9 protein-coding genes are annotated in these 12,715 nt (G+C 52.8%); all 9 read right to left on the reverse strand.

Annotation, left to right across the window (positions count from 1 at the left end; all coding sequences use genetic code 11):
- Positions 1-300: 300 nt before the first annotated feature.
- Positions 301-4,524, reverse strand: coding sequence for a DNA-directed RNA polymerase subunit beta' (gene rpoC, locus CMQ96_RS27315; RefSeq protein WP_004127580.1), 4,224 nt, complete (start codon positions 4,522-4,524; stop codon positions 301-303).
- Positions 4,525-4,600: 76 nt separating this feature from the next.
- Positions 4,601-8,629 carry a DNA-directed RNA polymerase subunit beta gene (rpoB, locus tag CMQ96_RS27320; RefSeq protein ID WP_024360687.1) on the reverse strand — a complete coding sequence of 1,343 codons (4,029 nt, stop codon included), beginning with the start codon at positions 8,627-8,629 and terminating at the stop codon, positions 4,601-4,603.
- Positions 8,630-8,954: 325 nt separating this feature from the next.
- On the reverse strand, positions 8,955-9,320 hold the full coding sequence (gene rplL, locus CMQ96_RS27325; protein WP_004097645.1) for a 50S ribosomal protein L7/L12: 366 nt from the start codon (positions 9,318-9,320) through the stop codon (positions 8,955-8,957).
- Positions 9,321-9,386: 66 nt separating this feature from the next.
- Complete coding sequence (gene rplJ, locus CMQ96_RS27330) at positions 9,387-9,884, reverse strand: 50S ribosomal protein L10 (RefSeq protein ID WP_004097644.1); 498 nt, start codon at positions 9,882-9,884, stop codon at positions 9,387-9,389.
- A 294-nt stretch (positions 9,885-10,178) separates the two neighbouring features.
- Positions 10,179-10,883: a 50S ribosomal protein L1 gene (gene rplA / locus CMQ96_RS27340; protein WP_004097642.1), complete on the reverse strand. Its 705-nt coding sequence runs from the start codon at positions 10,881-10,883 to the stop codon at positions 10,179-10,181.
- 3 nt (positions 10,884-10,886) lie between these two features.
- Entirely contained in the window at positions 10,887-11,315 is a 429-nt protein-coding gene (gene rplK, locus CMQ96_RS27345; protein WP_004097640.1) for a 50S ribosomal protein L11, read from the reverse strand.
- Positions 11,316-11,468: 153 nt separating this feature from the next.
- Positions 11,469-12,014, reverse strand: coding sequence for a transcription termination/antitermination protein NusG (gene nusG / locus CMQ96_RS27350; protein ID WP_002438628.1), 546 nt, complete (start codon positions 12,012-12,014; stop codon positions 11,469-11,471).
- A 1-nt stretch (position 12,015) separates the two neighbouring features.
- The gene (gene secE, locus CMQ96_RS27355; protein ID WP_004097638.1) at positions 12,016-12,399 is read right to left on the reverse strand and encodes a preprotein translocase subunit SecE; all 384 of its coding nucleotides are present in this window, start codon (positions 12,397-12,399) and stop codon (positions 12,016-12,018) included.
- Between the two features lie 232 nt (positions 12,400-12,631).
- Positions 12,632-12,715, reverse strand: an 84-nt coding sequence (locus CMQ96_RS27365) for a hypothetical protein (RefSeq protein WP_000740160.1), incomplete at its 5' end; no start/stop codon positions are given.

A 12,715-nucleotide genomic window follows, 5' to 3' on the forward strand; every position in this document is an offset into this window, starting at 1 on the left:
GCGGTAAACCGAAAAGAACAGGGAAAGTAATCACATGATTATTTTAGTTTTTTGACTATATAGCGTTTGCGGCGCTTATTTTTTGATACGTGTAGAATTTTCACCCATTGATAGATGATGAAAATCAGAAAAGAAAATAAATAATTACGGCAGATGCTTATACTTGCTAATTAATTGCAGCAAATATATCAATAAAATGTAATCGAAAAGTAGATATAGAAATAATGATTAAACTGGCAGGCAAAAAAAAAGCCAGTCAGGTTACCTGACTGGCTTTTTAAGCGCTTAGCGAATCAACGATTAATCGTTGTCAGATCCGCCCAGACCGGCGTTCAGCAGTTCTGCCAGGTTGGCAGAAGCTTCTTCCACGCTGACCTGCGGCGCTGCTGGCAGCTCGCCCGCTGCGCGACGGCGCATACGATCCTGGTGATACGCATAACCGGTACCGGCCGGGATCAAACGACCCACGATAACGTTCTCTTTCAGGCCACGCAGTTCGTCGCGTTTACCCGCTACGGCTGCTTCGGTCAGGACACGCGTGGTCTCCTGGAACGATGCGGCAGAGATGAACGATTCGGTTGCCAGAGACGCTTTGGTGATACCCAGCAGATCGCGGGCGAATGTTGCCCCCACTTTGCCATTCGCTTCCAGATCGCGGTTTGCAATCTTAACGCGAGAGTATTCAACCTGTTCGCCTTCCAGGAAGTCGGAGCTACCGGCGCTTTCGATGGTCGCTTTACGCAGCATCTGACGAACGATAACTTCGATGTGCTTATCGTTAATCTTAACGCCCTGCAAACGGTATACGTCCTGAACTTCGTTAACAATGTAACGCGTCACAGCATGCACGCCACGCAGACGCAGAATGTCGTGCGGCGCTTCCGGACCGTCGGAAACCACGTCACCACGTTCTACACGTTCACCTTCGAACACGTTGAGCTGACGCCACTTAGGAATCATCTCTTCGTACGGATCGCTACCGTCTACCGGGGTGATAACCAGACGACGTTTCCCTTTGGTTTCTTTACCGAAGGAAATGATGCCGCTGATTTCAGCCAGGATTGCCGGCTCTTTCGGACGACGTGCTTCGAACAGATCCGCAACGCGCGGCAGACCACCGGTGATGTCCTTGGTACCGCCAGATTCCTGCGGTACACGCGCCAGGGTGTCACCAGAGCTGATCTGTACGCCATCTTCCAGCTGAACAATCGCTTTACCCGGCAGGAAGTACTGCGCAGGCATATCGGTGCCAGGGATCAGAACGTCATTGCCCTGAGCATCAACGATTTTCAGCGCCGGACGCAGGTCTTTACCGCCAGTGGTACGCTCTGCAGAATCCAGAACCACCAGAGAAGAGAGACCGGTCAGCTCGTCGGTCTGACGAGTAATGGTCTGGCCGTCAATCATGTCAGTGAAGCGGACGAAACCACTCACTTCCGTGATAACCGGCATGGTGTGCGGATCCCAGTTTGCTACGGTTTCACCGCCGGCAACCTGCTCGCCATCACCTTTAGCCATAACGGAGCCGTAAGGCACTTTATAGCTCTCTTTGGTACGACCGAATTCGTCGATCAGCTTCAGCTCGGTATTACGGGAAGTAATAACCAGTTTGCCGCTGGAGTTCACAACCGACTTCGCGTTGCTCAGACGGATGCTACCTTTGTTTTTCACCTGGATGCTGGACTCAGCAGCCGCACGAGATGCCGCACCACCGATGTGGAACGTACGCATCGTCAGCTGTGTACCCGGCTCACCGATGGACTGTGCCGCGATAACGCCGATAGCCTCACCTTTGTTGATGATGTGGCCACGCGCCAGGTCACGACCGTAGCAGTGGGCACATACACCAAAGTCGGTGTCGCAGGATACAACGGAACGTACCTTGACGGAGTCAACGGAGTTCTCTTCCAGCAGATCGCACCAGTGCTCGTGCAGCAGCGTGTTGCGTGGAACCAGAATGTCCGCCGTACCCGGCTTCAGAACGTCTTCAGCAGTCACACGACCCAGAACGCGATCGCGCAGCGGCTCTTTAACATCGCCACCCTCGATAACCGGGGTCATGGTGATGCCTTCCAGGGTGCCGCAGTCATCTTCAGTGACGACCAGGTCCTGCGCGACGTCAACCAGACGACGAGTCAGGTAACCGGAGTTCGCCGTTTTCAGTGCGGTATCCGCCAGACCTTTACGCGCACCGTGCGTGGAGATGAAGTACTGGAGTACGTTCAGACCTTCACGGAAGTTCGCGGTGATCGGCGTTTCGATGATGGAGCCATCCGGCTTCGCCATCAGACCACGCATACCGGCAAGCTGACGAATCTGTGCAGCAGAACCACGCGCACCGGAGTCGGCCATCATGTAGATGCTGTTGAAGGAGACCTGCTGCTCTTCTTCGCCGTTACGGTTAATAACGGTTTCAGTTTGCAGGTTGTCCATCATCGCTTTGGATACACGATCGTTCGCCGCAGCCCAGATATCGATAACTTTGTTGTAGCGTTCGCCCGCGGTCACCAGACCAGACTGGAACTGCTCCTGAATCTCAGCAACTTCTGCTTCCGCTTCGCTGATGATCTCGTATTTTTTCTCCGGGATGACCATGTCATCGATACCAACGGATGCACCTGAACGCGCTGCATAAGCAAAGCCGGTGTACATCGTCTGATCCGCAAAAATAACGGTCGGTTTCAGGCCCAGAATACGGTAGCAGGTGTTCAGCATCTTGGAGATGGCTTTCTTACCCAGCGCCTGGTTGACGATGGAGAAAGGCAGACCTTTCGGTACGATCATCCACAGAATGGCACGACCAACGGTCGTATCTTTCAGGCTGGTTTTCGCAACGAACTCGCCGTTTTCATCTTTTTCGTATTCGGTGATACGCACTTTAACGCGCGCATGCAGAGAGGCCAGGCCAGCGCGGTAAATACGCTCAGCTTCTTTCGGGCCAGTCAGCACCATGCCTTCGCCTTTGGCGTTAACACAGTCACGGGTCATGTAGTACAGACCCAGTACAACGTCCTGAGACGGAACGATGATAGGTTCGCCGTTCGCCGGGGACAGGATGTTGTTGGTAGACATCATCAGCGCACGCGCTTCGAGCTGGGCTTCCAGCGTCAGCGGTACGTGAACAGCCATCTGGTCACCATCGAAGTCGGCGTTGTATGCCGCACAAACCAGCGGGTGAAGCTGAATAGCTTTACCTTCGATCAGTACCGGCTCAAATGCCTGGATACCCAGACGGTGCAGAGTTGGTGCACGGTTCAGCAGTACCGGGTGTTCGCGGATAACTTCGTCCAGGATATCCCAAACGACAGCTTCTTCGCGCTCAACCATTTTCTTCGCGGCTTTGATGGTGGTGGCGAGGCCACGCAGCTCCAGCTTGCCGTAGATGAACGGTTTGAACAGCTCCAGCGCCATTTTCTTCGGCAGACCGCACTGATGCAGACGCAGGTATGGACCTACGGTGATAACCGAACGACCGGAGTAGTCAACGCGCTTACCGAGCAGGTTCTGACGGAAACGACCCTGCTTACCTTTGATCATATCGGCCAAAGATTTCAGAGGACGCTTGTTAGAACCGGTGATCGCACGACCGCGACGACCGTTATCCAGCAGGGCGTCAACCGCTTCCTGCAGCATACGTTTTTCGTTGCGTACGATGATGTCCGGCGCGGCCAGATCCAGCAGACGTTTCAGACGGTTGTTACGGTTAATGACGCGACGATACAGATCGTTCAGGTCAGAAGTCGCAAAACGACCGCCATCCAGCGGAACCAGCGGACGCAGATCTGGCGGCAGTACCGGCAGAACGGTCAGGATCATCCACTCCGGCTTGTTGCCAGACTGGACGAACGCTTCCAGCAGTTTGATACGCTTGGTCAGCTTCTTACGCTTGGTTTCGGAGTTGGTTTCGTTCAGCTCTTCGCGCAGAGTTTCACACTCTTGCTCCAGATCCATGCTCTTCAGCAGGGCCTGGATAGCTTCCGCACCCATCTTCGCGTCAAATTCGTCACCGAACTCTTCCAGCGCATCCAGATACTGCTCTTCAGTCAGGATCTGCTGGCGTTCCAGGTTGGTCATACCACCTTCGATAACCACATAGGATTCGAAGTACAGCACGCGTTCGATATCGCGCAGAGGCATATCGAGCAGCAGGCCGATACGGGACGGCAGAGACTTCAGGAACCAGATGTGGGCGGTCGGAGACGCCAGCTCGATGTGGCCCATACGCTCACGGCGCACTTTAGTCTGGGTCACTTCAACGCCGCACTTCTCACAGATCACACCGCGGTGTTTCAGGCGCTTGTACTTACCGCACAGGCACTCGTAATCTTTTACTGGCCCGAAAATACGCGCACAGAAAAGGCCGTCACGCTCAGGTTTGAACGTACGGTAGTTAATGGTTTCCGGCTTTTTAACTTCACCAAAAGACCATGAACGGATCATGTCTGGCGATGCCAGAGCAATTTTGATCGCATCAAACTCTTCGGTTTTAGTTTGCGCTTTCAGAAACTTTAATAAGTCTTTCACGGATTTGCTCCCGTCGGAGTTAGCACAATCTGGCGCCGGGTCTTACCCCGGCACCAGTGACCTGTTTGAGCGAGAGTTACTCGTCTTCCAGTTCGATGTTGATGCCCAGCGAGCGAATCTCTTTCAACAGTACGTTGAAGGATTCCGGCATGCCCGGTTCCATCTGATGGTTGCCGTCTACGATGTTTTTATACATCTTAGTACGGCCGTTCACGTCATCAGACTTAACGGTGAGCATTTCCTGCAGGGTGTATGCCGCGCCATATGCTTCCAGCGCCCACACTTCCATCTCCCCGAAGCGCTGACCACCGAACTGCGCCTTACCACCCAGCGGCTGCTGAGTAACCAGGCTGTAGGAACCGGTAGAACGCGCATGCATTTTGTCATCAACCAGGTGGTTCAGTTTCAGCATGTACATGTAGCCAACGGTAACCTGGCGCTCGAACTGCTCACCGGTACGACCGTCGAACAGGGTGATCTGGCCGGAAGTCGGCAGGCCACCAAGCTGTAACAGCTCCTTGATTTCAGACTCTTTCGCACCGTCGAAGACCGGCGTTGCGATCGGCATACCTTTTTTCAGGTTTTCAGCGAGACGCATAACTTCTTCGTCAGTGAAGGTGTTCAGATCTACCTTCTGACGAACGTCGGTACCCAGATCGTAGGCACGCTGGATGAACTCGCGCAGTTTGGCGACTTCCTGCTGCTGTTTCAGCATGGCGTTGATTTTCTCGCCAATACCTTTCGCAGCCATACCCAGGTGGGTTTCCAGGATCTGACCGATGTTCATACGAGACGGTACGCCCAGCGGGTTCAGTACGATGTCTACCGGCGTGCCGTTTTCATCGTAAGGCATATCTTCGATCGGGTTGATCTTAGAGATAACACCCTTGTTACCGTGACGACCTGCCATTTTGTCACCAGGCTGAATCTGACGTTTAACGGCCAGATACACTTTAACAATCTTCAGCACGCCCGGTGCCAGATCGTCGCCCTGAGTGATTTTGCGGCGTTTCGCTTCGAGTTTTTTCTCGAACTCGTGTTTCAGTTCGTCGTACTGCTCAGCCAGCTGTTCCAGCTGATTTTGCTTCTCTTCGTCGGTCAGGCCCAGTTCCAGCCAGCGATCGCGCGGCAGCTTGTCGAGCTTCTCAGCTTCGATACCACCGGAGACCAGCACCGCGTAGATACGTCCAAACAGGCCGGCTTCGAGGATCTGCAGTTCTTCAGACAGGTCTTTTTTAGCCTGTTTGAGCTGCATCTCTTCGATTTCCAGCGCGCGTTTGTCTTTTTCTACGCCGTCGCGGGTAAAGACCTGAACGTCGATAATGGTACCGGAGACACCGTTTGGTACGCGCAGAGAAGAATCTTTAACGTCAGACGCTTTCTCGCCGAAGATCGCGCGCAGCAGTTTCTCTTCCGGCGTCAGCTGGGTTTCACCTTTCGGCGTAACCTTACCAACCAGAATATCGCCGCCGGTCACTTCCGCACCGATATAAACGATACCGGATTCATCCAGTTTAGAGAGCGCAGCTTCACCCACGTTCGGGATGTCGGCAGTGATCTCTTCCGGCCCCAGCTTGGTGTCACGAGACACGCACGCCAGTTCCTGAATGTGGATGGTGGTAAAACGGTCTTCCTGGACAACACGCTCGGAAACGAGGATGGAGTCTTCGAAGTTGTAACCGTTCCACGGCATGAACGCTACGCGCATGTTCTGACCGAGCGCCAGTTCACCGAGGTCGGTGGACGGGCCGTCAGCCAGCACGTCGCCGCGCTCAATTGGCTCGCCCAGAGAGACACACGGCATCTGGTTGATACAGGTGTTCTGGTTCGAGCGGGTGTACTTGGTCAGGTTATAGATGTCGATACCTGCTTCGCCCGGGTACATCTCGTCTTCGTTAACTTTAATAACGATACGGGAAGCATCCACGTACTGAACGGTACCGCCACGTTTAGCAACCGCAGTTACACCGGAGTCAACGGCAACAGCACGTTCCATACCGGTACCAACCAGCGGCTTATCAGCGCGCAGAGTTGGAACGGCCTGACGTTGCATGTTCGCACCCATCAATGCACGGTTGGCGTCATCGTGTTCCAGGAACGGGATCAGGGACGCACCGACGGAAACCACCTGCTGGGTGGATACGTCCATGTAGTCAACCTGGTCGCGGCTGAACAAGCTGGATTCGCCTTTACTACGGCAAGTAACCAGATCTTCTACAAAGTGGCCTTCGTCATCCAGGTTGGAGTTCGCCTGAGCGATAACGTAGTTGCCTTCTTCGATAGCAGACAGGTAATGAATTTCGTCGGTTACAACACCGTCGGTCACTTTACGATACGGCGTCTCAAGGAAGCCGTATTCGTTAGTCTGTGCGTACACGGACAGGGAGTTGATCAGACCGATGTTCGGACCTTCAGGCGTTTCGATTGGGCATACGCGACCGTAGTGGGTCGGATGTACGTCTCGAACCTCAAAGCCTGCGCGTTCACGGGTCAGACCGCCCGGGCCGAGTGCGGAGATACGACGTTTGTGCGTAATCTCAGACAGCGGGTTGTTCTGGTCCATAAACTGAGACAGCTGGCTGGAACCAAAGAACTCTTTCACTGCTGCGGAAATCGGCTTGGCGTTGATCATATCCTGAGGCATCAGGGTGTCCAGATCGCCCAGAGACAGACGCTCTTTCACCGCACGCTCTACGCGCACCAGGCCAACGCGGAACTGGTTTTCCGCCATTTCGCCTACGGAACGGATACGACGGTTGCCGAGATGGTCGATATCATCGACTTCGCCTTTACCGTTACGGATATCAATGAGCTTCTTCATCACTTCGATGATGTCTTCTTTGCTCAGGATACCGGATCCTTCGATTTCGTCGCGCAGCAGAGAACGGTTGAACTTCATACGACCAACCGCGGACAGATCGTAGCGGTCTTCGGAGAAGAACAGGTTCTCGAACAGGCTTTCAGCCGCTTCGCGAGTCGGCGGCTCACCAGGACGCATCATGCGGTAGATCTCTACCAGCGCGCTCAGACGGTCATTGGTCGGGTCGACGCGTACAGTCTCAGACATGTACGGACCGTGGTCCAGATCGTTGGTGAACAGCGTTTCGATACGCTTATGGCCAGACTGGCTCAGCTTAGCCAGCAGATCCAGGCTCAGCTCCATGTTCGCTGGGCAGATCAGCTCGCCAGTAGATTCGTCGACATAATCTTTAGAGGCGACTTTGCCCGCAATGTACTCAACCGGAACTTCGATATGTTTGATATCGTCTTTTTCCAGTTGGCGAATGTGACGTGCGGTGATGCGACGCCCTTTCTCAACGTACACTTTACCGTTCGCTTCGATGTCGAAGGAGGCGGTTTCGCCGCGCAGACGCTCCGGAACCAGTTCCATCTGCAGCTTGTTATCGCGAATTTCAAAGACCACTTTCTCGAAGAACAGGTCAAGGATCTGCTCAGTGGTGTAATTCAGCGCGCGCAGGATGATGGTAGCCGGCAGCTTACGACGACGGTCAATACGGACAAACAGGTTGTCTTTCGGGTCGAACTCGAAGTCCAGCCAGGAGCCACGGTAAGGAATGATACGTGCGTTATACAGGACCTTACCGGAAGAGTGGGTCTTACCTTTGTCACTGTCAAAGAAGACGCCCGGGCTACGGTGCAGCTGAGAAACGATAACGCGCTCGGTACCGTTGATAACGAAGGTACCGTTGTCGGTCATGAGCGGAATTTCGCCCATGTAGACTTCTTGTTCTTTAATGTCTTTAACGGTGCCTTCCGGCGCTTCGCGCTCGTAGATCACCAGACGCAGTTTTACGCGCAGCGGTGCCGAGTAGGTCACGCCGCGGATCTGACATTCTTTAACGTCAAAAACCGGTTCGCCCAGACGGTAGCTGACGTACTGCAGCTCAGAGTTACCGCTGTAGCTTTTAATCGGGAATACGGAACGGAAAGCTGCTTCCAGACCATACTGCCCTTCAGGATCTTGCTCGATGAACTTCTGAAACGAGTCAAGCTGGATAGAAAGGAGATAAGGTATGTCCAGAACCTGCGGACGTTTACCAAAATCCTTACGAATACGTTTTTTCTCGGTATAGGAGTAAACCATAGGGTTCCTCAGCTCGCTGACAAGTCGACCCATCTGCCCACATAAGGCAGTTTTTTATGCAACACTATTTTGTTGACCGGAAAATGGAACACTTTCCGCAATACCTGTTTCTATCACGCTTAAACCATTTCATTGCGATTTACACAGCTCAGGAACCCTAACCTGTCGCAGTATATTAAGTCGTCTATAGAAACAAGCATTGTCAGGACAACCAGCAGTCAAACAGTGTGAAATTCTACTGGCGCCTTACAGCGCAAAAAGGCTGGTGACTAAAAAGTCACCAGCCATCAGCCTGATTTCTCAGGCTGCAACCGGAAAGGTTGGCTTATTTAACTTCAACTTCAGCGCCAGCTTCTTCCAGAGATTTTTTCAGTGCTTCAGCGTCATCTTTGCTCACGCCTTCTTTCAGAGCGGCCGGAGCAGATTCTACCAGGTCTTTAGCTTCTTTCAGACCCAGGCCAGTTGCGCCACGTACTGCTTTGATAACGGCAACTTTGTTAGCGCCGATACCTTTCAGAATTACGTCGAATTCAGTTTTTTCTTCAGCAGCTTCAACCGGGCCAGCAGCTACAGCTACAGCAGCAGCAGCGGAAACACCGAATTTTTCTTCCATTGCAGAGATCAGCTCAACAACGTCCATTACGGACATAGCGGATACTGCTTCAATGATTTGATCTTTAGTGATAGACATTTAAATTGTTCCTGAATATCAGAATAAGTTTATACGTAAGCGAATGCTTTACAAAGACAACTGCGATTAAGCAGCTTCTTTCGCATCGCGTACAGCAGCCAGAGTGCGAACCAGTTTGCCAGCCGAAGCTTCTTTCATGGTTGCCATCAGGCGTGCAATTGCTTCTTCGTAGGTCGGCAGAGTTGCCAGGCGGTCGATTTGCGACGCCGGGATCAGCTCACCTTCAAAGGCTGCGGCTTTGACCTCAAATTTTGCATTCGCTTTCGCGAACTCTTTGAACAGACGAGCGGCAGCGCCCGGGTGTTCCATAGAGTATGCAATCAGGGTCGGACCAACAAACGTGTCTTTCAGGCACTCGAAAGGAGTACCTTCAACGACGCGGCGCAGCAGGGTGTTACGAACAACACGCATGTATACGCCAGCTTCACGACCTGCTTTACGCAGTTCAGTCATTTTGTCTACAGTCACGCCACGGGAATCCGCAACTACTGCAGACAGCGCGCCTTTGGCTACTTCGCTGACTTCAGCAACAATCGCTTGTTTGTCTTGAAGATTTAAAGCCATTAGCTTTGCTCCTGGATGTTTGCCAGAGCTCATGCTCTGGAACTCACTTCACTCGACTCAAAGAGAAGAGCGTCTTAATACGGTGAGCAGAAACAAGCCAGAGTATCCAAAAATAATCTTAGCGTTCTGTCACCGTCTACGCAGGGCATTAAGTCTCTTGCGAAACACCTGCGGTCTTCGACGGAGGCTTGGATAGGCCAGGCTCCAACGAACAAATCTTTTTATCTGCTAACTTTCGTTAACAAACGTGGGGGTAAGATTGTAGACAAATTCACCGCCCACGTAAAGCTAATCTTAGTTCGCAGAAGCGCTCAGACCAGCCTGATCAACGGCAACGCCAGCACCCATGGTGGTGGAGATGCTGATTTTCTTGATGTACACGCCTTTAGCCTGAGTCGGTTTCGCTTTTTTCAGCGCAACCAGCAGAGCTTCCAGGTTTTCTTTCAGTTTATCAGCGTCAAAATCCACTTTACCGATGGTGGTGTGGATGATGCCGTTTTTGTCGTTACGGTAACGAACCTGACCTGCTTTAGCGTTCTTAACCGCTTCAGCAACGTTCGGCGTTACGGTACCCACTTTCGGGTTTGGCATCAGGCCGCGCGGACCCAGAACCTGGCCCAGTTGGCCAACAACGCGCATTGCATCCGGGGAAGCAATAACAACGTCAAAGTTCATTTCGCCTTTTTTGATCTGGTCAGCCAGATCTTCCATACCTACCAGCTCTGCGCCAGCAGCTTTAGCTGCTTCAGCGTTCGGGCCCTGGGCAAATACGGCTACGCGAACTGAACGGCCAGTACCGTGCGGCAGTACGGTCGCGCCACGGACGTTCTGGTCAGATTTACGAGCGTCGATGCCGAGGTTAACGGCAACATCAACGCTTTCAACGAACTTAGCAGTAGCCAGTTCTTTCAGCAGAGAGATGGCTTCGTTGATGTCGTACTGTTTGGTCGCATCAACTTTGTCACGAATCACGGACATGCGCTTGGTCAGTTTAGCCATTTCTTAATCCTCCACTACCAGGCCCATGGAACGTGCAGTACCTTCAATGGAGCGAGTCATCGCTTCAATGTCGGAACCAGTCATGTCGGCAGCTTTGGTCTGCGCGATTTCCTGCAGCTGAGCGCGGGAAATTTTACCTACTTTGTCTTTGTTCGGTTTACCGGAACCAGACTTGATACCAGCCGCTTTTTTCAGCAGAACTGCTGCCGGCGGAGTTTTGGTAACGAAGGTGAAAGAACGGTCAGCGTAAACGGTAATAACAACCGGGATCGGCAGACCTTTTTCCAGGGATTCAGTTTTTGCGTTGAACGCTTTGCAGAATTCCATGATGTTCACACCCTGCTGACCCAGTGCTGGACCAACCGGCGGACTCGGGTTTGCCATACCAGCTGCAACCTGCAGCTTGACATAGGCTTGTACTTTCTTAGCCATGTAAATTTCCTCGTTTGGGTGTAGCGCCTGAAAAGGCTCCCCGTGATAAATATCGCTTTATGGGAATCAGACCCATAAAAACAAAAGGCGCGAAATTGTATGTCAATTCCGCGCCTCATGCAACGATTAAAACGTTGCTTTTTTGATCGGCTGTTAGGCTTTTTCTACCTGAGCGAAGTCCAGTTCAACCGGCGTCGCACGACCGAAGATAGAAACGGACACTTTCAGACGAGACTTCTCGTAGTCCACTTCTTCAACCACACCGTTAAAGTCGGCAAATGGACCGTCGCTAACGCGAACCATTTCACCCGGCTCAAACAGCGTTTTCGGCCGCGGCTTATCGCCAACCTGCTGCAGGCGGTTCATGATCGCGTCGACTTCTTTGTCACTGATCGGTGCCGGACGGTCAGACGTACCGCCGATGAAACCCATCACGCGCGGTACGCTGCGCACCAGGTGCCAGCTCGCGTCGTTCATCACCATCTGGACCAGCACGTAGCCCGGGAAGAATTTGCGTTCGCTTTTACGACGCTGGCCGCCGCGGATTTCGACCACTTCTTCGGTCGGCACCATGACTTCGCCAAACAGCTCTTCCATATTGTGTAATTTGATATGTTCACGCAACGAGGTAGCTACGCGACCTTCAAAACCGGAAAACGCCTGAACGACGTACCAGCGTTTTTTAGGAGCTTCAGACATCTCAGAACCTCAGGCCAGTGATAAAGGATACCAGGCGAACCAGAATACCATCCAGTCCCCACAGGATCAGTGACATTACGGCTGTCACTGCGGCAACAATCAGCGTGGTATGCAACGTTTCCTGGCGAGTCGGCCAGATCACCTTGCGGACTTCGGTTCTCGCTTCACGAGCGAAGGCGACTGTCGCCTTACCTTTTGTCGTTAACAGCGCGACACCGCCCGCTGCAGCGATCAGAATCACTACAGCCAGCGCACGCACTGCCAGCATAATGTCACGATAAAGGAAGTTGCCGACGATGGCCACGACCAGCAGCACGACTACGATTGTCCACTTCATCGCTTCGAGGCCGCGCCCGCTCCCTTGAGCTTCGGTATTCGCACTCATAAACCAACCTGTCACAAGAATTCAGACAAATAACTTCACCCCGCATGAGATGCGAGGCGACCAAACCGAAATGCTCTGCTGCGTTTCGGACTTAACGCCCTCTTCAGAGCCTGTCTCAGCAATGATTATGACCCAAAAAATCACTGATGAGCCAGGTTCTGGTGTGAAAGCGTGCAAAAAGGGCATCAAATGATGCCCTTTTATTGCGCATTGCGTCAAATGTTATCAGCAATTAGCCGAGAACTTTAGCAACCACGCCCGCGCCAACGGTACGGCCACCTTCACGGATTGCGAAACGCAGACCGTCGTCCATCGC

This window comes from Klebsiella sp. MBT K-1, assembly GCF_002556465.1.
GTDB lineage: Bacteria > Pseudomonadota > Gammaproteobacteria > Enterobacterales > Enterobacteriaceae > Klebsiella > Klebsiella grimontii.

What these genes read in the sequence shown, in the direction of transcription:
- rplJ (WP_004097644.1), bottom strand. Translation starts at nt 9,884, where the DNA reads ATGGCTTTAAATCTTCAAGACAAACAAGCGATTGTTGCTGAAGTCAGC.
- rpoB (WP_024360687.1), bottom strand. Translation starts at nt 8,629, where the DNA reads ATGGTTTACTCCTATACCGAGAAAAAACGTATTCGTAAGGATTTTGGT.
- rplL (WP_004097645.1), bottom strand. Translation starts at nt 9,320, where the DNA reads ATGTCTATCACTAAAGATCAAATCATTGAAGCAGTATCCGCTATGTCC.
- nusG (WP_002438628.1), bottom strand. Translation starts at nt 12,014, where the DNA reads ATGTCTGAAGCTCCTAAAAAACGCTGGTACGTCGTTCAGGCGTTTTCC.
- secE (WP_004097638.1), bottom strand. Translation starts at nt 12,399, where the DNA reads ATGAGTGCGAATACCGAAGCTCAAGGGAGCGGGCGCGGCCTCGAAGCG.
- rplK (WP_004097640.1), bottom strand. Translation starts at nt 11,315, where the DNA reads ATGGCTAAGAAAGTACAAGCCTATGTCAAGCTGCAGGTTGCAGCTGGT.
- rplA (WP_004097642.1), bottom strand. Translation starts at nt 10,883, where the DNA reads ATGGCTAAACTGACCAAGCGCATGTCCGTGATTCGTGACAAAGTTGAT.